This is a genomic window from Modestobacter sp. URMC 112 (assembly GCF_053502575.1).
On record NZ_CP199957.1, the window covers coordinates 1,719,560 to 1,740,503 of the forward strand.

Here is a 20,944-nt window from a genome sequence, read left to right on the forward strand (position 1 = left end):
GAGCCTCGGGACGGGGCTGGGGGCAGGGGGTCCTCCTTTCTCAGGGGGGAGAGTGGCCGTGCTCCTGGCGGGCGGCGTCCCGCTCGTCCCGGGCCTCGGCCGCGTCGGCCCGCGCGTCGGCCAGGTCGTCCTGCAGCCCCACGATGACCTGGGCCGAGGACAGCGGGTGCCCGTCGTCCAGCAGCTCCCGGACCCGGGCCGCCAGCTGCAGTTGGTGCCGGGAGTAGCGCCGGTGGCCGCCGGCCGAGCGGTGCGGCGCCAGGACGCCGGCGGAGTCGAGGCTGCGCAGGAAGGCCGCCTGGACGCCGAGCAGCTCGGCCGCCTGGCTCATCGTGAGCACCGGGTGGTCGGGGTCGTCCAGCGGCCCGAGCGGGTCGGTGGTCATGCGTTCCTCCAGCGTCCGGCGCCGGGACGACGGAGGGGCGGGGCCGCGCGGCCCCGCCCCTCCCGTGGTGTCCTGCCGGTCAGCTCTCGACCGACTTCTGGGCGGTCTCGCCCTCGACGGTGCGCCCCTCGACCGCGGTCTGGGTGTCCGCCCGGTTCACGGTGATCTTGCGGGCCTTGGCCTTCTCGGCCACCGGGATGCTCACCGTCAGCACCCCGTCGTGGTAGCTGGCCTCCAGCCTGTCGGTGTCCAGGCTGCGGCCCAGCACCAGCTGCCGGGTGTAGCTGCCGAACGGCCGCTCGGCGACCGCCCACTCGGCGTTCTCCAGCTGGGGGACCGAACGCTCGGCGCTGATGGTCAGCGTGGTGCCCTCCACCGAGAGGTCGATCGAGCCGGGGTCCACGCCGGGCAGGTCGAAGTGGGCGACGAAGTTGTCGCCGACCCGGTAGGCGTCCATCGGCATGCCGGCCAGCGAGCGGGCGGTCGTGGTGCCCGAGCGGCCGGCGAGCTGGTCCAGCGCGCGCATCGCGGCGGACGCGGTGGAGAAGGGGTCGTAGGAACTCAGCATCATGGCTGCGTGCCCTCCTGGGGTGGTGCGGATCCTGTCTGTGTCGGCTGCTACCGCCGGTATCTCTAGCGGCAACTGGAGAATACCTCGGCAACGCACACAGGTAAACATCCTCCGGCACAGAAAATTCCGCCCGCCGGGCAGGACCCCCCTGCTCGCGTTCCTGCTGCGTCGCACGTGCTGAACCACGTGCGACGCAGCAGGAACCCGTGCGACGCCGCGCCACGAGGGACCGTGCAGGTCCGCGGGCTCAGTGCCGCCAGCGGGTCGTGGCGGCGATCTGCTCGACGGTGGCGTCGGCGAACAGCGCGATCTCCCCCCGTCGCAGCTCGCCGATCGTGGTGGCCAGCGGCTCGCCGAAGAACCCGGTCAGCACCGGGTCGGCCTCGAAGGCGCGCAGCGACTCCGCCAGCGACGCGGGCAGCCGCTCGATGCCGGCCGCCGCCCGTGCGGCGTCGCTGAGGCCCCCCGGGTCCACGCCGACCGGCTCGGGCAGCCGGGCGCCGTCCCGCAGGCCGGCGCGACCGGCGGCGAGCAGGCCGGCCATCACCAGGTAGGGGTTGGCGGAGGCGTCGAGGCTCTTGACCTCGACGTTGGCCGCGGAGCTCTGCTGGCCCTCGGCGCCGGTGACGAAGCGCACCGCGGCCTCCCGGTTCTCCAGCCCCCACGCGGCGTAGGCGCCGGCCCAGTGGGAGGGCACCAGCCGCAGGTAGGAGGCGACGCTGGGCGCGCCGACGGCCAGCAGCCCCGGCAGGTGCCGCAGCAGCCCGGCGGTGAACGCCTCGCCGTCCGCGGTGAGCCCGAAGCTGCCCGGGCCGCCGCTCATCAGGTTCTCGCCGTCCCGCCAGAGCGAGAGGTGGACGTGCCCCCCGTTGCCCACCTCCTCCGGGGTCACCTTGGGCGAGAAGGAGACGCGCAGCCCGTGCTGGGCGCTGACCGCCCGGATGGTGGCGCGGACCAGGACGGCGGTGTCCGCGGCGCCCACCGGGTCCTCGACGCCGACGGACACCTCGAGCTGTCCTGCGGCGTACTCGGGGTGGAACTGGTCCACCGCGACGCCCTGAGCGTCCAGCGCCTCCATCAGGTCGCGCGCGTAGTCCGAGACCTCGAGCACCCGGGTCAGCCCGTACGCCGGTCCGGACAGCGCGGGCACGAAGGCGTCGGGGTCGTCCGCGAGCCCCTCGGCCCGGGACACCACCCACTCGACCTCGAACGCGGCCCGCACGGCCAGCCCGTCGGCGGCCAGCTCGTCGGTGACCCGGCGCAGCAGCGACCGGGAGTCCTGCGGGTGCGGCTGCCCGTCGTGGCCGTAGCGGTCGACCGGGGCCCACGCCCACCCCGGCTGGCCGGCGAGCAGCGTCAGCCGGGACACGTCGGGGTGCAGCCGGAGGTCGCCGATGGCACTGCCGCCGTACCTGCCGGTCACGATGCTGTCCTCGAGCAGGAAGCCGTCGAAGACCGGGCTCATCCCCACGCCCCACGCGGCGGCGCCGGGCAGCCGGGCCAGCGGGACGGTCGTCGCCCGGGTGATGCCGCTGTTGTCGACCCAGGGCAGGACGACGCCCACCACGCCGATCTCGGCGAGCTCCGCGACGGCCGCCTCGGCGGCAGCGCGCCGCTCGTCCCGCTCCTGCAGGTCCATCCGTGCCCTCCGCGCCCTCGCCGCCTCGTGTGTCGGCGGCATGGTGCCGCACCGGGGTCGGTGGTGGGCGGCACCGGAGCGCGGGAGCTCAGGGCGGGTCCCGCGGCGGGTCGAAGGTGACCTCCACCTCCTGGAACCCCTTGCTGCGCTGGGCCTTCGCCAGCCCGGTGTAGCTCCGCTCGTCGCCGGGCGTGAGGTCGACGTGGTCGGTGAACGGGGTCAGCAGCGCGCGGGGGTACAGCCGGTCCACCCGGACGACGTTGACCTCCACGCACAGCACGCCGGCGACGGCGGCCAGGTACAGGAAGGCGAGCAGTCCCAGGACGAGTGCGAAGACGCCGTTGGTGGCGCTGGCGGTGTCCATCACGCGCCGCACGTAGCCGACCCCGAAGGTCTGCAGCAGCTGCCACACCACGGCGGCGGTGAGCGCACCGGGCACCACCTGACGGATGCTCAGGTGCCGGGTCGTCGCCAGCTTGAAGGCGAGGACGAAGACGACGGCGTTGACCCCGACCGAGGCCACGAGCAGCAGCACCCGGAGCACCGCGCCGAAGGGCCCGGCGCCGCCGGCGCCGACCGCGGACAGCACCGTCGTCCCCAGCACCGCCACCCCCGCCGTGGCCAGCAGCAGCAGACTGCGCCCGCGGGCCAGGAACGGGTTGGGCCGGTCGTTGCGCGGGACCGCCCAGGCGGTGTTCATCGCGTACTGCACCGCCTGGGCCACGCCCAGCCCGCCGTAGAGCGCGCCGAGCACGCCCACCAGGACCGCGGTGAGCCCGCCGCTGAGCTCCTGGGGTGTGCCGAGCTGGTCGCCGACGACGGGCAGCTGGCTCAGCGCGGAGTCGATCACCCGCCGCTGGAGCTCGGGGTCCCCGGCCAGCACGGTGCCCAGGACCGTGGACATCAGCAGCAGCAGCGGGAACAGCGAGACGAACGCGTAGTAGGTGATCAGGGCCGCCAGGTAGGGCCCCGAGTCGTCGACGTACTTGTAGACGACGGCGATCGGGAAACCGGCGACCGGGTGCCTGCGCTGCAGCCGGTCCAGCTTGTCGGCGAGGGACACGCCGCAGTGCACCACGACGGCGCAGGGCCCACCACGCGGCCGGCAGCCGGGCACGCGCCGTGCGCCGCCCGCCCGGTCGGGGCAGGGTCGTCCTCCGTGAGCGAGCAGACCGACGCCGTCCACCCGTTCCGCATCGACGTGCCGCAGTCGGAGGTGGACGACCTGGCCGAGCGGCTGGCCCGCACGCGCTGGCCCGACCCGGCGCCGGCCGGCGCCGAGGACGGCTCCCGCGGGCTGCCCACCGCGGTGCTGCGGGAACTGGTCGAGCGCTGGCGCACCGGCTGGGACTGGCGGCGGGAGGAGGCGGCGCTCAACGCCTGGCCCCAGGTGACTACGACGGTCGACGGCACCCGGCTGCACGCGCTGCACGTGCGGTCACCGGAACCGGACGCCGTCCCGCTGGTGCTGGTGCACGGCTGGCCCGGCTCGGTGGTGGAGTTCGCGCAGGTGCTGGGTCCGCTGACCGACCCCCGGGCGCACGGCGGGGACCCGGCCGACGCGGTGCACCTCGTCGTCCCGTCCCTGCCCGGCTACGGGTTCTCCGGTCCGACCCCGGACACCGGATGGACGACCGCTCGGATGGCCCGGGCGGTGGCCGAGCTGGTGCGCCGGCTGGGGTACGAGCGGTACGCCGCGCACGGCGGGGACTGGGGGTCGCGGGTGGTCCGGGACCTCGCCGGGATCGACGCCGGGCACCTGCTGGGCGTGCACGTGACGATGGCGATGGGGCTGGCCGCCGACGAGCCGGCGACCGACGAGGAACGCTGGGCCGCCCAGCGGGCGAAGCGGTACCGCAGCGAGCTGGCCGGCTACAACTCCCTGCAGTCGACCCGGCCGCTGTCGATCGCCGCGGCGCTCACCGACTCCCCGGTCGGTCAGCTGGCCTGGATCGCCGAACGCTTCGCCGAGTGGACCGACCCGGCCAGCGAGCTCGACCGGGACCAGCTGCTCACCGACGTCGCCGTCTACTGGTTCACCCGGACGGCCGGCTCGTCGGCCCAGCTGTACTGGGAGACCCGGCACGCGCCGGCCGGGGAGTGGTCCCGGGACGTGCCCACCGGGGTGGCGGTGTTCCCGCACGAGCTCGTCCCGCCGACCCGGGCGGTGCTGGAGCGGACCGTCGACCTGGTGCACTGAAGCCGGTTCGACCGCGGCGGGCACTTCCCGGCGATGGAGGTGCCCGACCTGCTCGTCGGCGACCTGCGCGCCTTCCTCCGCCGGGTGAGGTGACCGGCACCCAGCGGATGCGCAGCGCGTTGAGGAGACTGTGATCATGCGTTCCCTGCCCCGGCTGCTCGCCGTCCCGGCCGTCGGTCTGGCGACCCTGCTCCTGGGCGCCGGCCCGGCGCTCGCCGTCCCTCCGTTCGCGCCCACCGAGCCGGTCACCGACCAGGTCGACGCGCTCGACGACGACCAGGTCCAGGCCGCCATCGACGCGCTCCGCGACGAGGACGGCACCCAGCTCTACGTCGTCTACGTCGACTCCTTCGACGGGCTGCAGGCCGGGGAGTGGGCCGATCAGTCCTTCGCCGAGCGTGGGATGGGTGCCGGCGACGTGCTCTTCGCGGTGGCGACGGAGGACCGGCTCGCCGGCTACAGCGAGGGGGTCGACCGGCTGACCGGCGAGCAGATCGACGACGTCCTGGTCTCCGAGGTCGAGCCGTACCTGGCCGACCAGGACTGGACCGGCGCCGCCGTGGCGATGGCCGAGGGCCTGGCGCCGGGCGGCGGTGGCGGGGCGGTGCTCGCCGTCCTCGCCGGGATCGCGGTCGTCGGCGGGGGCGGCTACGTGCTCACCCGCAACCGGCAGCGCAGGCGCGCCGCAGCCGCGTCGGCGAAGGCCGCCGAGGAGCGGGCGGCCGCCGAGGCCGCGGCGCGCGACCCGCACCACGGCACCTCCACCCAGCAGCTCACCTTCCGGGCGAGCGAGGAGCTGCTGGCCCTCGACGAGGCGGTCAAGACCTCCGAGCTGGACCTGGCCTACGCCCGCTCCCAGTACGGCGACGAGCCGCTCGCCGGCTTCCAGGAGGCGCTGGACGAGTCGAAGGCCGAGCTGTCCCGGGCGTTCACCGTCCGCCAGCAGCTGGACGACGACGTCCCCGAGGACGAGCCCACCCAGCGGCGGATGCTCACCGAGCTGCTGCAGCTCACCGCGTCGGCGAGGGGCCGGCTCTCCGGGCAGGCGGAGGCCTACGCCCGGCTGCGGGGGCTGGAGCAGTCCGCTCCGCAGGCGCTCGCGGCGCTGGGCCGCGAGGCCGACGCCGTGGCGGCCCAGGTGCCGGTGGCCGAGCGCACCCTGGCCGACCTCGCCCAGCGCTACGCCCGCACCGCGTGGTCGGCGGTGGCCGACAACGCGACCGAGGCGAGGTCCCGGATCCAGCTGGCCCAGGAGGTCCTCGCCCGCGGCCGGGCCGAGCTGGACGCCGGCCGTCCCGCCGGCGCGGTCCCGGCCGTCCGGGCGGCGGAGGACGCGCTGGCGCAGAGCCGGACGCTGCTCGAGGCGGTGCGCCGCCTCGCCGACGAGCTGGAGTCGGCCGGGGCGCGGTTCGACGACGTCCGCATCGAGACCGAGAAGGACATCGCCGAGGCCCGCGCGCTGCTCGAGCGCGGCGTCGACACCCGCGGCCTGCGCGAGCAGCTCGCCCGCGCGGAGAGCGCGCTCGCCGCGACCAGCGGCCCGCAGCGCAGCCGACCGGGCCTGCCCGACCCGCTGGCCGTCGTCCGGCAGCTGGACGAGGCCGACCTCGCCCTGGAGGCCGCGCTGGAGCTGGCCCGCGACGACCGCACCCAGCAGCAGGCCCGCGCCGCCGCGCACTTCCAGTCCGCGTTCCAGTCCGCGGTCGCGTCGGTCACCATGGCCGGCGACTTCGTCACCACCCGCCGGGGCGCGGTCGGCAGCGCCGCCCGGACCCGGCTGGCCGAGGCCGAGCGGCACCTGGACAGCGCGATGCGGCTGCGCACCGCCGACCCGACCGGCGCCCTCGACGCGGCCCGCCGCGCCGACGACCTCGCGCAGCAGGCGCTGCAGGCGGCGGAGCAGGACGTCGTCCGCTACCAGTCCGCCGGCTACGGCCCCGGCGGCTACGGACCGGGGTACGGGCCCGGGTACCAGCGCGGCTACGGCGGCAGCGGGTTCGGTGCCGGCGTCGCCGGCGGCGTGCTGGGCGGCCTGCTGCTCGGCGGCCTGGGCGGCGGCTTCGGCGGTGGCTACGGCGGCGGGGACGGCGACTTCGGCGGTGGGGACTTCGGCGGCGGCGACTTCGGGGACAGCGGCGGCAGCAGCTTCTGAGCCGGGCCGGGCCGGGCGGGCCGGCAGGACGACACACTGACCAGGTGACCGACGCCCGCCAGCTGGATCCCGACCTGGCCGCCCTGCCGCTGGTGGACCACCACTGCCACGGCATCGTCCGCCGCGACCTCGACCGGCCGGAGTTCGAGGCGATGCTCACCGAGGCCGCCGGACCGAGCGCGCTCGGCGGCTCGCTGTTCGACTCCCAGATCGGGTTCGCCCTCCGCCGCTGGTGCGCGCCGGTGCTGGACCTGCCCGCCCACGCGCCGGCCGACGACTACCTGGCCCGCCGGGCCGAGCTCGGCGCCGACGAGGTCAACCGCCGGTTCCTGGCCGCCACCGACACGCAGACCTTCCTCGTGGACACCGGCTACCTGCCCGAGCCGATCACCACCCCTGACGAGCTGGCGGCCCTGACCGGCGGCACCGCGCGGGAGGTCGTCCGGCTCGAGGTCGTCGCCCAGGACGTGCTGGCGTCCTCCGGGGCGGCCGGCTTCGCCGACCGGTTCCGCGACGAGCTGGCCCGGCGCTGCGCCGGCGCCGTCGGGGTGAAGTCGGTGGCCGCGTACCGGGTCGGCCTGGAGCTGGAGGGCGCCCGCCCCTCCGACGCCGAGGTCGCGGCGGCCGCCGACCGGGCGCTGACCGGTGGGGGCCCGGTCCGGGTCGCCGACCCCGTGCTGCACCGGTTCCTCGTCTGGAGCGGCATCGACCTGGGCATGCCGGTGCAGTTCCACGTCGGCTACGGCGACGCCGACGTCGACCTGCACCGCTGCGACCCGCTGCTGCTCACCGACCTGCTGAGGGCCACCGAGCACACCGGCGTCCCGGTCCTGCTGCTGCACAACTACCCGTTCCACCGCTCGGCGGGGTTCCTGGCGCAGGTGTTCGGGCACGTGTTCGTCGACGTGGGCCTGGCCGGGCACAACGTGGGACGACGGGCTCCGGCGCTGCTCGCCGAGCTGCTGGAGCTGGCCCCGTTCGGCAAGGTGCTGTTCTCCTCCGACGCCTTCGGCCTGGCCGAGCTGTACCTGCTGGGCACCGTGCTGTTCCGCCGCGGGCTGGGCCGGGTCCTCGCCGAGGGGGTCGCCGAGGACGCATGGACGGCGGCCGACGCGGTGCGGGTCGCGGAGATGATCGGCACCGGCAACGCCCGGCGGGCCTACCGGCTGGGCTGACGCCCCGCCATTCGCCGACGATCATGGCGCCGCGGTGGCGCCACGCCGACGCAGGACGGCGTGTCGCCGCGCGGGCGCCATGATCGTCGAGGGCCTGCGTCGGCCAGGATGACCGGATGAACCCGGCAGATCCCGACCCCTCCCCGCCGATGCCGGTCGGCGAGCCGCCGGCGGAGCTGCGGAGCTGGTACGAGCGGCTGTCCGCGGCCGTCCACGAGGAGCTGCCCGGCGCGCTGGAGCTCCGGCACCGGCTGCACGCCGACCCCCGCCGCTCCGGCGACGAGTCCGACACCGCGGCCGCCGTCGTCGACGCCCTTGGGGTGGGAGAGGGACGCACCGTCGCGGAGACGGGGCGGGTGGTGCGGGTCGCCGGCGGGGCGGGGCGCAGCGTGGCGCTGCGGGCGGAGCTCGACGGGCTCAAGGTCGAGGAGCAGACCGGCGTCCCCTGGGCGTCGACGACGGGGGTGATGCACGCCTGCGGGCACGACGCGCACCTGGCCGGGCTGGTCGCCCTCGGGCGGGCCGTCGCCCGGGTCGGCGGCCCGGCGCCGCTGGTCGCCCTCCTGCAGCCACGTGAGGAGCGGTCGCCGTCGGGCGCCCGGGACGTCGCGCTGTCCGGGGTGCTGGATGACGAGGACGTCGACTCGATCATCGCGGCGCACGTGCAACCGGCGCTGCCCGCCGGGGTCGTGAACGCCACCCCGGGACCGGTGAACGCGGCCGCCGACGAGATCACCGTCACCGTCACCGGGCACGGCGGGCACATCGGTTACCCGCACACCACCGCCGACCCGGTGCTGGCCCTGTGCGCGCTGGTGGTGGACCTGCAGCAGTTGGTGAGCCGCCGGGTGGACCCCACCGTGGGTGCGGTGCTGGCGATCACCCGGCTGGAGGGCGGTGCCGCGTTCAACGTCGTCCCGGACACCGCCCGGGCGATGGGTGGGCTGCGGGTGATGCGGCCCGAGGACCGGGAGATGTTGTTGCGGGCGCTCACCGAGGTGGCCGAGCACGTCGCCGCCGCGCACGGCTGCACTGCCGAGGTGCACGCCGAGAGCAACATGCCGGTGCTCGCCAACGACCCGGAGCTGGCCCGGGCCACGGTGCCGTGGCTGACCCGCAGCGGCGTGACCGTCGATGACGCCTTCCGCTCCTTCGGGTCCGACGACTTCTCCCACTTCAGCGCCGGCCACCGGTCGCTGATGATGTTCCTCGGGGTGGACGGCGGGGAGCCGGGAGCCGACGGCCGCCGTCCGGGACTGCACTCCCCGCGGTTCCTGCCCGGGGACGACGTCGTGGCCCAGGTCGCCGACGCGCTGCTGGCCGGCTACCTGGCCGGCGCGCAGATGCTCGGCCCGGTGCCGCCGTCGCCCGGCAGCGGCCGGTGAGCTCCAGCCCCCGAGCTCGAGCCCGACGACGCTCTCGGACTTGAGCCCGAAAAGGCTCGCGGGCGCGACCCGGAAGAGCTGGCGGACGTGACCCCAGCGCAGCCGGCCGCACGGCGGCCGGCTGCGTTGGCTGGCCGGCCGCTGACGCCTGGCCCCCGCCACGCGCCCCACCGGCTGCTCGGCGACGCCCGGTGGGCCGCCTAGCCTGACCGGGTGCCGGTCCACTCCCACAGCCACGGCCCCGACCCCGACGCCGCGCCGCCGGACCCGGCCGCGGTCGCCCGCCGCCGGTGGGCGGTGCGGATCCTGCTGTTCCTGCTCGTCCCGATCGGCCTGGCCACCGTGGTCGGGCTGATCGTGCTCTGGCCCAGCGGGGAGCAGACCGCGGCGCAGCGGGCGGCCGAGTCCTATCTGCCGCCGGGCACCACCTACCCGGTCGGCACGGTGGTCTCGTTGGACCCCCCGCAGTGCTCCGAGGGCAACGCCGGGCAGCCGGTGTGCGTGGTCAGCGCGGTGGTGGTCGTCGGCGAGGGGGAGGGGGCCGGTGACTACGTCCAGGTCGAGCTGCCCCCCGAGGTGGCCGCGATGGACGTCGAGGTCGGGGACGAGCTGCGGCTCACTCGCGACCCCGGCATCGACGCCGGGGGCCCGACCTACGGGTTCTCGGACTTCGCCCGCGGCACCCCGATCGTCGTCCTGGCGCTGGTCTTCGCCGTCGTCGTCGGACTGGTCGCCCGGCTGCGCGGGCTGGCCTCGCTGCTCGGGCTGGCCTTCGCCTTCTTCATCCTGTTGCGGTTCATGCTGCCGTCACTGCTGGCCGACCGGTCCCCGATCCTGGTCAGCCTGGTCGGCTCCGCGGCGATCATGTTCGTCGTCCTCTACCTGGCGCACGGATTCACCGCCCGGACGACGACGGCGCTGGTCGGCACCCTGTTCGGGCTGACCCTGGTGGCGGTGCTGGGTGCCGTCGCCGTCGCCGTCGCCCGGCTGACCGGGTTCTCCAGCGAGGACACCATCCAGCTGCAGACCTACGACCCCACGCTGGACTTCACCGGCCTGGTGCTGGCCGGCATCGTCGTCGCCGGCCTCGGCGTGCTCAACGACGTCACCATCACCCAGGCCTCCGCCGTCTGGCAGCTGTCGGAGGCCTCGCCCGAGCTGACCTGGCGGGAGCTCTACACCCGCGGGATGGCCGTCGGGCGGGACCACATCGCCTCCACCGTCTACACGATCGTCTTCGCCTACGCCGGTGCCGCGCTGTCCCTGCTGCTGCTGTTCGACATCTACGAGCGGCCGGCCTGGGTCGTGCTCACCGGCGAGCAGGTCGGCACGGAGGTGATCCGCACCCTGGTCGGCTCCATCGCACTCGTCCTCGCCGTGCCGGTGACCACCGTGGTGGGCGCGCTGCTGACCGCGGCCGCCTCGAGCGCCGTGCCCGCCGTCCCCGGGACCCCGGCACCGGCCCCCCGGGACGCCGCCGCACCCCGCGCGGCCGAGCCGCGGGGTGTCGAGCCGCGGGGTGTCGAGCCGCGGGGTGTCGAGCCGCGGGGTGCCGGCCCGCGCGCCGCGGCGCGGCGACCGGGCGATGATCGACCGCGATGACCGCCGACCTGCTCGCCGCCGCGGCGGCCGCCCCGGGGTTCATGCCCGCCGAGGAGGGCATGGCGCTGTACCGCGCCGCCCGCGAGGTCCAGGCGCCGGGCCCGCTGCTGGAGATCGGCAGCTGGCTGGGCAAGTCCGCGCTGTACCTGGCGGCCGCCGCGCGGGAGACCGGGCGGCTGGTGGTCACCGTCGACCACCACCGCGGCTCGGAGGAGCACCAGCCCGGGTGGGAGTACCACGACCCGTCGCTGGTCGACCCGCAGGTGGGCCGGATCGACACCCTGCCCGGCTTCCGGCGGACCATCGCCGACGCCGGCGCGGAGGACGTCGTGCTGGCCGTGGTCGCCCGGTCCGAGGTGTTCGCCACCGTCTGGAGCACCCCGCTGGCCCTGCTCTTCCTCGACGGCAGCCACACCGAGGAGTCCGCCCGCCGCGACCAGGACGCCTGGGTCGCCCGGGTGGCCGAGGGCGGCACGCTCGCCGTGCACGACGTCTTCGCCGACCCGGCCGACGGCGGGCAGGCGCCCTTCGGCGTCTACTCGCGGGTCCTGGCGTCGGGGGAGTTCACCGAGCTGCCCGGCACCGGGTCGCTGCGGCTGCTGCGCCGCACCGCACCGGCCTGACCCGGCTCAGCTCCGGACCGTCACCTCGTCGCGTGCGGACAGCCCGGCCGCCGCCAGTGCCGCCGCCGTCCCGGCGTCGTGCCGGACGTAGCGGACGACGAGACGTCCGACGGGGTCGACGAGGAACTGCGACGCGATCCGGGCGCGGCCCTGCTCCTGCCCGCTCGCGACGTCGACCCACCGGTCGCCGCCGCAGAACCACCGGCGGGACTCCGCGGAGAAGCCGGCCCGGGCCAGCCACCCGGCCAGCACCGACCGGTCGGCGCGGACGGCGCCGCGCGGGCCGACCAGCTCCACCTCGGCGGCGGTCAGCGCCGTCAGCCGCGCCGCGTCCCCGGCGTCGACGGCGGCCAGCCAGTCCTCGACGACCGCGAGGTCACCCCGTGCCATCCCCGCAGCGTAGGGCGGCGCTGGCGTCCCCGGCAGTCCCCGGGGGACGATCGACCGGTGAGCGCAGTCGACGACCTGGAGAGGGCCCGGCGCGAGACGCTGGCCCAGATCGACGCGCTGACCCGGGAGTTCGACGAGGTCGTGGCCGCGTCCCGGTCGTCCAACGCCGACGACGAGCACGACCCCGAGGGCGCCACCATCGCCTTCGAGCGGCAGCAGGTGGCCGCGCTGCTCGACCAGGCCCGCCGCCGGCTGGCCGACGTCGACGAGGCGCTGGTCCGCGCGGCGGCCGGCGACTTCGGGACCTGCGCCGACTGCGGCGGCCCGATCGCCCCCGAGCGGCTCGCGGCGCGCCCGCACGCCCGCACCTGCATCACCTGCGCCGCGGCCGGTGCCCGGCGGTGAGCCGCGTGCCGTACCCGCCGATCGAGCCGTACGAGACCGGGATGCTCGACGTCGGCGACGGCCACTCCCTGTACTGGGAGGTCTGCGGCAACCCCCACGGGAAGCCGGCCGTCGTGCTGCACGGCGGGCCCGGCTCGGGCTGCTCACCGGGGATGCGCCGGTACTTCGACCCGGAGCGCTACCGCATCGTGCTGACCGACCAGCGCAACTGCGGCCGCAGCCTGCCGTCGGCGACCGGACCCCGGGTCGACCTGTCGACCAACACCACGCCGCACCTGGTGGCCGACGTGGAACGGCTGCGCGAGCACCTGCACGTCGACCGCTGGCTGGTCTGGGGCGGCTCCTGGGGCGTCACGCTCGCCTTCGTCTACGCCGAGCAGCATCCCGAGCGGGTCAGCGAGCTGGTGCTCGCCGCCGTCACCGACGGCACCCGCCGCGAGGTCGAGTGGATCACCCGGGACATGGGCCGGGTCTTCCCCCGCGAGTGGGAGCGTTTCCGGGACGGCGTCCCGGAAGCCGAGCGCGGTGGCCTCCTGCCGGCGGCGTACAGCCGACTGCTGCACGACCCGGACCCCGCGGTGCGGGCGAAGGCGGCGCAGGACTGGTGCGACTGGGAGGACGTGCACGTCTCCCTGGCACCGGACGCGGAGCCGCGCCTGTCGGTGGCCGCGCCGGCGTTCCAGCTGGGCCTCACCAGGATCGTCACGCACTACTGGGGGAACGACCACTTCCTGACCGACGGGCAGGTGCTGCGCGATGCCGGCCGGCTGGCGGGGATCCCGGGAGTGATGGTGCACGGCCGGTACGACGTCAGCGGACCGTTGGACAGCGCCTGGCACATGCACCGGGCCTGGCCGGACAGCGAGCTGGTCGTCGTCGACGACGCCGGTCACGGCGGCGGGGGCATGACGGCCGCCGTCGTGGCGGCCACCGACCGCTTCGCCGGCTGACGCCCGGCGCACCCCCGCGGCTGCGGACCCGGCTCAGCTCACGTACTGCCGCGCGGTCGAGCTCCGCTGGGCGTGCTCGAGGGCGGCGAACCGGGCCTCGGCGGCGGCCGGGAGCACCCGGCGCTCGCGGAGCACCCACGGCAGCCCCCGCACGGCCTGGACCAGCCCACGGGCGGTCACCCGGTCGCGCGGCACGGTGCGGAGCAGGTGGACGGTGCGGCGCAGTGCCGGCCGGAGCGGTCGGCGCAGCCACGTCGTCCAGAGCGTGTTGCGGATGCCGTCGGCGCGGCGCCGGTGCGGGTCGCGCGCGGTACTGGCCTGGTGGTGGACGGTCAGCTGCGGCAGGTAGCACAGCTCCCAGCCGGCGGCGGCCAGGTCGCCGGCCATCAGCTCCTCCTCACCGCCCAGCCACAGCCGCTCGGAGAACCCGCCGACCTCGGTGAACGCGTCCCGGCGCAGCACGCTGGCCCCCGCCAGGAAGCTGCCCAGGGCCGGGCCCGGGAGCCACTCGGCGCCGACGACGGGGGAGTCGCGCAGCTCGGCCACGATCGGGTCCTCGGTGCCTGCCGGCTCCACGACGATCCGGGCGGTCACCACGGCCAGCCGGGGATGGGCCTCCAGCACGTCGGCGGCGCTGCGCAGCGACCCCGGCTCCCACCAGGTGTCGTCGTCGCAGAAGGCGACGTAGGGGGTGTCCAGCCGGGCGACGCCCACGTTGCGCCCGACGGCCCCGAGGTTCTCCGGGCTGGCGATCAGCTCCACCCAGGGGTGGGCGGCGCGGACGGCGTCAGCCGTGCCGTCGGTCGAGCCGTTGTCCACCACCACGACGTGCGGCTGCTCGGGCAGCTCGCGCAACCGGGAGAGCGCCAGCAGCAGCTCGTCGCGCCGCTGGTGGGTGATCACCACGACGGCGACCCGGTCGTCCCGGCCGGCGGCCGGCGCCACCGGCTCGATCAGCTCGCTGGTCACGCGCCCAGCTCCCGGACGCCGTGCATGACCTCGGCCGGCAGCACCTGCCGCCGGCGCAGGGCGGCGGGCACCCGGGGCACGGCACCGGCCAGCCCCCGCCGGCCGGGACGCCCGGCCCGGGCCACGCGGAGCAGCTGCCCGGCCACGTCCCGCAGGGGGTAGCGCATCACCGCGGTCAGCACCCGGCTGCGCCAGATGCCGGCCTGACGTTCGGCGTCGGCCTCGCGGCGGGTGGACGGGTGGTGGTGCACGGTGACGTCGTCGACGTAGGCCAGCCCCCACCCGGCGGCGGCCAGGTCCAGGGCCACCCGCTCCTCCTCGCCGGGGAAGCGGACCACCGGGTCGAAGCCGCCGACGGCGGTGAAGGCCTCGCTCCGGACCAGCGCCGCGCAGGCGACGAATCCCAGCAGCGAGGGGCCGGGCAGGTCCGGCTCGGTGCCCAGCGGGCTGGCGGCCATCTCCGTGCACACCGGGTCCAGCTGCTCCTCCGGGCCGACCAGGATGCGGGCGGCGAGCAGGCCCAGGCGGGGGTGGGCGCGCATGACCTCCACCGCCCGGGCCAGGTCGCCGGGCGCCCACCAGGAGTCGTCGTCGGTGAAGGCGAGGAAGGGGGTGTCCGCGCACGCGGCGCCGAGCGTGCGGGCCAGGGCGCCGGCGTTGTGCTCGAGCGCCACCACGGTGACCTCGGGGTGCGCGGCCCGGACGGCGGCCACGGTGTCGTCGGTGGAGGCGTTGTCGACCAGCACCACCGGCGCCTCGTGCCGCGGCAGGCTGGCCAGCAGGTCGGCGCGGCGGTTGCGGCTGGCGACCACACAGGTCACCGGTGACCGGGGTGCGACGTCCAGGTCGGCGGTGCTCACACCCGCGTCCCTGCCCGGCAGCGGGGACGGCCAACCGGCCGCCGGCCGTGGGGTGTGACTCATCCCGTCCCCGACGTCACCGGGTCGAGCGCACCGGGCTCGGCGAAGAGCACCGACGCGGATCCGGTGCCGGCGATCGCGTCGGCGGCCAGCACCACGGCCGCCGCCGTCCAGGTGGTGCGTTCCACCGGCCAGCGGGCGTCGTCGGCGTAGACCAGCCCGGTCCAGTACGAGCCGTCGTCCGCCCGCAGGTGCTGCATCGCGGCCAGCTGTTCGGCCGCGGCGTCGCGCCGGCCCACCGCGGCCAGCGCCAGGGCCAGCTCGCAGGTCTCGGCGCCCGTCACCCACGGCCGGTCGGCGACGCAGCGGACCCCGAGGCCGGGGACGACGAAGGTGTCCCACCCCCCGGCCAGCCGGGCGTCGGCCGCCGGCCCGGTCACCGCGCCGGCCAGCACCGGGTAGTACCAGTCCATCGAGTACCGGGAGCGGTCGGCGAACACCTCCGGCCGGTCGCACAGCGCCTCCCGCAGGTCCGCTGCGGCCCGCTCCCAGCCCGGCTGCGGCTGGTCGCACAGGCCGGCCAGCGCGATGCCGCAGCGCAGCGCCTGGAACAGGCTGGCGTTCCCGGTGAGCAGGGCCAGCCCGTCGGGGGTGCCGTCGGGGCGCAGCGCCCAGGAGACGGCCCCGGTGGGCAGCTGCATGGCGGTGACCAGGTCCAGCGCCCGCCGCACCGCCGGCCACAGCCGGACGACCGCCGCCTCGTCGCCGGTGCTCAGCCAGTGGTGCCAGACCCCGACGGCCAGGTACCCGGCGTGGTTGCTCTCCGCGGCCGGCGCGGTCACCCGGTCGCCGCGGTACTCCGCCGCCCAGGAGCCGTCCGGCCGCTGCCGGGTGGCCAGCCAGTCGTAGGCGGCCGCGGCCCGGTCGGCGGCGCCGCCGACGTCGAGGGCCATCGCCGCCTCGACGGAGTCCCAGGCGTCCAGCTGGGCGTGCCGGGACCAGGGCAGCGCGCCGTCGGCCAGCTGCTCGGCGGCGATCGCGGCGACGGTGTCCCGCACCTGCTGCGCGCTGAGCACGCCGGGCAGGTCGGGCAGGTCAGCCACGCGCGGGGCTCCCGGCGTCCGCGCTCGCCAGGACGTCGCCGCCGACTCCCTCGGTGCGGGTCGCGGCCGGCCCGGGCTTCTCGGCGTAGAGCACCAGGCTCTTGCCCAGCACCGGGTCCAGCAGCCGTTCGGCGGTGCGGGTCGGCCACGGGCGCCGCACCAGGTCCCAGACGAGGAGCCGGTGGTAGGCCCGCACCAGAGCGGTGTCCCGGTCCACCCCCACCGCGCACTTGAGCCACCAGTAGGGGGCGTGCAGGGCGTGGGCGTGGTGGCTGCCGGTGGGCCGCAGGCCCGCGCGGACGAGCTGGGCGGTCAGCTGGTCCGCGCGGTAGATGCGCAGGTGGCCGCCCTCGTTGGCGTGATAGGCGTCCGACAGCGCCCAGCAGATCCGCTCGGGCCCGTACCGCGGCACGGTGACCGCGACCCGGCCACCCGGCCTGAGCACCCGGACGATCTCGGCGAGGGCCGTCCCGTCGTCGGCGACGTGCTCGAGCACCTCCGAGGCGATCACCCGGTCGACGCTGGCGTCGGGGAGCGGTAGGGCGCGGAGGTCGGCGCGAGCCACGCCGGTCGCCGTCCCGGCCGGGACCTCCCCGCCGACGACCAGAGCGCCGAGCCACGAGGCGGTGGTGGCGACCTCGGCGGCCCCCCAGTCCACGGCCAGCACGTCCGCGCCCCGGCGGGCCGCCTCAAACGCGTGCCGCCCCTCGCCGCAGCCGAGGTCGAGCAGCCGCATGCCCGGCCGGACGTCGAGCCGGTCGTAGTCGACGGTCAGCACGGGGCGGCTGCCCGGTCCAGCACCCGGCCGTACCAGTCGGCGGTCGCCTCGGCGGTGTGCCGCCAGGTGTAGGTCGACAGCACCCGGGCGCGGCCGGCCCGGCCGAGCTGCTCCTGCAGGGACGGGTGGTCCAGGACCAGCTGGAGGGCGCCGGCCAGCCGGTCGACGTCCCCGGCCGGGACCTGGACGGCGGCGTGCGACCCGACGACCTCCGGCAGCGCCCCGGCGTCGGTGGTGACCAGCGGGGTGGCGCAGGCCATCGCCTCCACCGCGGGCAGCGAGAAGCCCTCGTACAGCGAGGGGACGGCGGCGACCGTCGCGGTCTGCAGCAGCCCCACCAGCTCGGTTTGGGGCACCGGCCCGGTGAACCGGACGGCGTCGGACAGCCCGAGCCGGTCCAGCGCGGTGGCCGCCGGGCCGCCGGGCCGGGCCGCGCCGACCACGGTCAGCCGCACGTCACGCTCGGTGCGCAGCTTGGCGACCGCCTCCAGCAGGTGCACCAGGCCCTTCAACGGGACGTCGGCGCTGGTGGTGACCACGATGCTCGCCGGCTCCCGGGCAGCCCGGCCGGCGGGGGGCCGGAACACGTCGGGGTCGATGCCGACCGGGATGACGTCGACCCGGTCGCCGGGGACCCTCAGGTGCCGGGCGATGTCGCGCCGGGAGCTCTCCGACACGGTGGTCAGCGCGTCCAGCCGGGGTGCCACCCGGGCCTGCATGGCGGTGAAGCCGTACCAGCGGCGCAGGGTCAGCCGGCGGCGCCGGCCAGGCGCGGCGGCGAGCTCCAGGTCCCGGTCGATGGCCACCGGGTGGTGCACCGTGGCCACGGTGGGCAGGCCCAGCCGGCGCAGCCGCAGCAGCCCGTAGCCCAGCGACTGGTTGTCGTGCACCAGGTCGAACTGACCCCGCCGCCGGCCCAGCAGCCGGGCGGCGCGAAGGCTGAAGGTCAGCGGCTCGGGGAACCCGGCGGTGCACATCGTGGCCCACTCGAGGACGTCGACCGCGTCGCGGAACTCGCCGAGGCGGGGCGTGCGGAAGGGGTCGGGCTCGCGGTAGAGGTCCAGGCTGGGCACCCGGGTCAGCGGGACCCCGTCGTCGAGCTCGGGGTAGGGCTGGCCGCTGAACACCTCGACCCGGTGGCCCAGCTCGCGGAGCTCCCGGGACAGCGCCCGCACGTAGACGCCCTGCCCGCCGCTGTGCGGCTTGCTCCGGTAGGACAGCAGTGCGACCCGCAACGACCGTCCCATGCGCCGGACTCTAGCCAGCCACTCCCGGCGTCCCGGCCGAGGTCCGGTGCCCCCCGCCGGCTGCCGTCGGCCGTCGGGGACCTGGCAGGGTGCGGGCATGCTGCGACACGTCGTTCTCTTCACCTGGACCGAGGACACCACTGCGGAGCGCCGCGCCGAGATCCTGGCCGCGCTGCGCCGGCTGCCCGACGAGGTGGGCGGGATGACCGCCTTCGCCGTCGGCGACGACGCGGGGCTGGCCGCCGGCAACGCGCACACCGCGTTGGTGGCCGACTTCCCCGATGCCGACGCCTTCCGCCGGTACGCCGCCGACCCGCGCCACCTCGAGGTGGTCGGCGAGTACGTCAAGCCGGCGCTGGCCGCCCGGTCGGCCGCGCAGTACGAGGTCTGAGCCGCCGCTCCCGGGCGCCGGGCGACTACCGTCGGGACGTGTCCGCACTCCCGCGCCGGCGTCCCCGGGCGACCCTGCTGATCAGCGCGGCCCTCACCTGCACGGCGGTGCTGGCCGGGTGCGGTGCCTCCGATGCGACGGGAGAGGCCGGCAGCGCGGCCGAGGTCTCCGTGGCCCCGGTGGGCAGCTCCTCGGCCGGTGCGTCGCCCGCCGGTGCGCTGCACGGGGTCGAGGACCTCTCCGCCGGGCTGCTGCCCGCCGAGGCGTTCGGCGCCGGCACCGTCACGCCCATCACGCCCATCACGCTCGAGCAGCTGATGGCCCGAGCGCAGCAGGCCGCCGGTCCCCTCGCCGGCCGGCTGGCCGGGGTGACCGTGACCCCGGAGAGCTGCTCCACGGCGCTGGAGGCGATGCGCGGCGCCCCGCCACGGCCCGAGGACCTCGAGGGCTTCGCGGCGCAGGCGGCAGAGGGCGCGGGCACCACCGTGCCCACCGTCCAGGTGCTCGCGGCGGGTCCGCTGGTCCAGGACGCGGTGCAGCAGTTCCAGGACGCCGTCTCGGCCTGCCCGGAGGCCACGGTCACCGCACCTCGGCTGGGCACCCTCACCGTCTCGCTGCAGCCCCTCGACGCCCCCGCGGTGGGCGACCGGTCGGCCGCGGTCGGCGTCACCGCGACGATCACGCCGGCGGACGGTCAGCCGGTGACCGCACCGGCGCTGGTCGGGATGGTGCAGGACGGCGACCGGCTGGTCACCCTGCTCTCGGGGGGCCCGGGCGCCGCACCGGACGCCGACACGTTCCTGGCGCTGCTCGAGCAGGCGTACGAGCACCAGGCCGCCGCGCTGGACTGATCGGGGCCGGGGCAGGGCGGTCAGCACCGGCCCAGGCTGCGCTGCGCGGCCCGACGGCGTCCTCGGCCGTCCACAGCCGAGGCGTCCGTCCACAACCTCGCCCGCGCGCTCCCGTCCGGGCGGGGCGGTGCCCAGGGTCGGGGCATGTCCGAAGCCCGCACCCCCGTCCCCGTCCGACTCGGCGAGCTCGGTGACCTGGTCGCCGCCCTGCCGTACCTGATCGGCTTCCGGCCGCGGGAGTCGCTGCTCGCGGTGAGCCTGCGCGGCCGCGACCGCGGTCGCCGCCGGATGGGCCTCACGGCCCGGGTGGACCTGCCACCGCCCTCCGCCGCGGATCTGGTGCTGTCGACCCTGGTGCGGTCGATGGTCACCGACGGCCCCGGCGCGGTCGTGCTCGTGGTCGTGTCGGACGAACCCGACGAGCTGAGCCGCCCGGTGCGCGTCCGGGTCCCCGACGGTGCCCCGGTGGCCACGCTGCCGCACCGGGTGCTGGTCGGCGACGCGGTCCGGCACTTCGCCGCCGCCGGTGTGCCGGTCCAGGACACCGTGCTGGTCCGGGCCGGGCGGTGGTGGTCCTACGACTGCACCGGGGGGTGCTGCGCTCCCGGGGCCGGCACCCCGGTGCCGCGGGAGACCGGCGAGCTGGCCGCCGCCGCGGTGCTCGGTGGGCAGGTGGTCGAGGACGACCGCGCCGCCCTGGCCCGGCGGATCGCCCCGGTGGGGTCCCTGGCCGCGGCGGGCATGGCACGCGCCGCCGCCGAGGTCGGCCGGGAGGTGACCGACCGGACGGCGCGGCTGGGCGGGGCCGCCGTCGCCGAGGAGGCCTGGGCCGCGATCCGCGGCGCCGTCGCCCGGGTCGCGCCCGGCTCGGTGCGGGCACTGCCCGACCGCGACCTCGCCCGCCTGGCCTGGGGCCTGTGCGACACCGGCGTCCGCGACCGGGCGATGGGCCTGGCACTGGGCGGCTCCGCGGCCGGCGCGGAGGTGCTGTGGACCGAGGTGACCCGCCGGGTCCCGGTGCCGCTGGACGTCGCTCCGGCCACCCTGCTGGCCGTCACCACGTGGGTCCGCGGGGACGGCGCGATGGCCAACGTGGCGCTGGACCGGGCGCTGGGCAGCGACCCGGGCTACCCGCTCGCCCGGCTGCTGCGCGGCGCCCTGGACGCCTGCCTGCCGCCGGCCGACGTGCGCGGGCTGATCCGGGAGTGCCTGCGCGACCAGCCCGGCGACGACCCGGACGCCGGGTGACCGGCCCCCGACCGCGGCCG

General features: G+C 76.5%; 21 protein-coding genes. 11 read left to right on the forward strand and 10 right to left on the reverse strand.

All coding sequences use genetic code 11. The features are described from left to right. Positions 1–40: 40 nt before the first annotated feature. From ACWIX6_RS08085 to ACWIX6_RS08100, 4 genes are all read right to left on the reverse strand, one after another. Positions 41–385, reverse strand: a complete 345-nt coding sequence (locus ACWIX6_RS08085) for a helix-turn-helix domain-containing protein (protein ID WP_448616328.1) — start codon at positions 383–385, stop codon at positions 41–43. 79 nt (positions 386–464) lie between these two features. After that, positions 465–956 (reverse strand): Hsp20/alpha crystallin family protein, encoded by a 492-nt coding sequence (locus ACWIX6_RS08090; protein ID WP_448616329.1) that lies wholly within the window; start codon positions 954–956, stop codon positions 465–467. A 247-nt stretch (positions 957–1,203) separates the two neighbouring features. Further along, positions 1,204–2,595, reverse strand: coding sequence for a glutamine synthetase family protein (locus tag ACWIX6_RS08095; RefSeq protein WP_448616330.1), 1,392 nt, complete (start codon positions 2,593–2,595; stop codon positions 1,204–1,206). Between the two features lie 88 nt (positions 2,596–2,683). Next, entirely contained in the window at positions 2,684–3,658 is a 975-nt protein-coding gene (locus ACWIX6_RS08100; RefSeq protein WP_448616331.1) for a YihY/virulence factor BrkB family protein, read from the reverse strand. A 96-nt stretch (positions 3,659–3,754) separates the two neighbouring features. On the opposite strand from ACWIX6_RS08100, the gene ACWIX6_RS08105 reads away from it, so the two are divergent. The 6 genes from ACWIX6_RS08105 (at position 3,755) to ACWIX6_RS08130 (ending at position 11,732) form a co-directional block, all read left to right on the forward strand. Next, entirely contained in the window at positions 3,755–4,795 is a 1,041-nt protein-coding gene (locus tag ACWIX6_RS08105; protein WP_448616332.1) for an epoxide hydrolase family protein, read from the forward strand. A 136-nt stretch (positions 4,796–4,931) separates the two neighbouring features. Then, entirely contained in the window at positions 4,932–6,947 is a 2,016-nt protein-coding gene (locus tag ACWIX6_RS08110; RefSeq protein ID WP_448616333.1) for a TPM domain-containing protein, read from the forward strand. A gap of 44 nt (positions 6,948–6,991) precedes the next feature. Further along, the gene (locus ACWIX6_RS08115; RefSeq protein ID WP_448616334.1) at positions 6,992–8,122 is read left to right on the forward strand and encodes an amidohydrolase family protein; all 1,131 of its coding nucleotides are present in this window, start codon (positions 6,992–6,994) and stop codon (positions 8,120–8,122) included. Positions 8,123–8,238: 116 nt separating this feature from the next. Further along, on the forward strand, positions 8,239–9,507 hold the full coding sequence (locus ACWIX6_RS08120; RefSeq protein ID WP_448616335.1) for a M20 metallopeptidase family protein: 1,269 nt from the start codon (positions 8,239–8,241) through the stop codon (positions 9,505–9,507). A 213-nt stretch (positions 9,508–9,720) separates the two neighbouring features. After that, positions 9,721–11,109 (forward strand): YibE/F family protein, encoded by a 1,389-nt coding sequence (locus ACWIX6_RS08125; protein WP_448616336.1) that lies wholly within the window; start codon positions 9,721–9,723, stop codon positions 11,107–11,109. Next, positions 11,106–11,732, forward strand: coding sequence for a class I SAM-dependent methyltransferase (locus tag ACWIX6_RS08130; RefSeq protein ID WP_448616337.1), 627 nt, complete (start codon positions 11,106–11,108; stop codon positions 11,730–11,732). Before ACWIX6_RS08125 ends, ACWIX6_RS08130 begins: the two co-directional genes overlap by 4 nt. Positions 11,733–11,738: 6 nt before the next feature. Here the strand turns inward: ACWIX6_RS08130 and ACWIX6_RS08135 are convergent, their stop codons facing one another. Then, positions 11,739–12,122: a hypothetical protein gene (locus ACWIX6_RS08135; RefSeq protein ID WP_448616338.1), complete on the reverse strand. Its 384-nt coding sequence runs from the start codon at positions 12,120–12,122 to the stop codon at positions 11,739–11,741. Between the two features lie 57 nt (positions 12,123–12,179). Here ACWIX6_RS08135 and ACWIX6_RS08140 point away from each other — a divergent pair, with 57 nt between their 5' ends. Together ACWIX6_RS08140 and pip are read left to right on the forward strand one after the other, a co-directional pair. Continuing rightward, positions 12,180–12,527, forward strand: a complete 348-nt coding sequence (locus ACWIX6_RS08140; RefSeq protein ID WP_448616339.1) for a TraR/DksA family transcriptional regulator — start codon at positions 12,180–12,182, stop codon at positions 12,525–12,527. Further along, a complete protein-coding gene (pip, locus tag ACWIX6_RS08145) occupies positions 12,524–13,477 on the forward strand; it encodes a prolyl aminopeptidase (RefSeq protein WP_448616340.1) in 954 nt (317 codons plus the stop codon). Before ACWIX6_RS08140 ends, pip begins: the two co-directional genes overlap by 4 nt. Positions 13,478–13,510: 33 nt before the next feature. Here pip and ACWIX6_RS08150 read toward each other — a convergent pair whose 3' ends face one another. Genes ACWIX6_RS08150 through ACWIX6_RS08170 form a run of 5 tightly spaced genes read right to left on the reverse strand, consistent with a single transcriptional unit; the run spans position 13,511 to position 18,434 of the window. Next, positions 13,511–14,446, reverse strand: a complete 936-nt coding sequence (locus tag ACWIX6_RS08150) for a glycosyltransferase family 2 protein (protein ID WP_448616341.1) — start codon at positions 14,444–14,446, stop codon at positions 13,511–13,513. Beyond that, the gene (locus tag ACWIX6_RS08155; protein WP_448616342.1) at positions 14,443–15,306 is read right to left on the reverse strand and encodes a glycosyltransferase family 2 protein; all 864 of its coding nucleotides are present in this window, start codon (positions 15,304–15,306) and stop codon (positions 14,443–14,445) included. The genes ACWIX6_RS08150 and ACWIX6_RS08155 overlap by 4 nt, the downstream gene beginning before the upstream one ends. A 59-nt stretch (positions 15,307–15,365) precedes the next feature. Then, entirely contained in the window at positions 15,366–16,409 is a 1,044-nt protein-coding gene (locus tag ACWIX6_RS08160; RefSeq protein ID WP_448616343.1) for a prenyltransferase, read from the reverse strand. Beyond that, the gene (locus tag ACWIX6_RS08165; protein ID WP_448616344.1) at positions 16,402–17,187 is read right to left on the reverse strand and encodes a class I SAM-dependent methyltransferase; all 786 of its coding nucleotides are present in this window, start codon (positions 17,185–17,187) and stop codon (positions 16,402–16,404) included. Before ACWIX6_RS08165 ends, ACWIX6_RS08160 begins: the two co-directional genes overlap by 8 nt. After that, positions 17,181–18,434, reverse strand: coding sequence for a glycosyltransferase family 4 protein (locus ACWIX6_RS08170; protein WP_448616345.1), 1,254 nt, complete (start codon positions 18,432–18,434; stop codon positions 17,181–17,183). Before ACWIX6_RS08170 ends, ACWIX6_RS08165 begins: the two co-directional genes overlap by 7 nt. 97 nt (positions 18,435–18,531) lie before the next feature. Here ACWIX6_RS08170 and ACWIX6_RS08175 point away from each other — a divergent pair, with 97 nt between their 5' ends. From ACWIX6_RS08175 to ACWIX6_RS08185, 3 genes are all read left to right on the forward strand, one after another. Next, positions 18,532–18,825, forward strand: coding sequence for a Dabb family protein (locus tag ACWIX6_RS08175; protein WP_448616346.1), 294 nt, complete (start codon positions 18,532–18,534; stop codon positions 18,823–18,825). Positions 18,826–18,863: 38 nt separating this feature from the next. Beyond that, entirely contained in the window at positions 18,864–19,676 is an 813-nt protein-coding gene (locus ACWIX6_RS08180) for a hypothetical protein (RefSeq protein ID WP_448616347.1), read from the forward strand. A gap of 144 nt (positions 19,677–19,820) precedes the next feature. Continuing rightward, complete coding sequence (locus ACWIX6_RS08185; RefSeq protein ID WP_448616348.1) at positions 19,821–20,924, forward strand: DUF4192 domain-containing protein; 1,104 nt, start codon at positions 19,821–19,823, stop codon at positions 20,922–20,924. Positions 20,925–20,944: the final 20 nt, after the last annotated feature.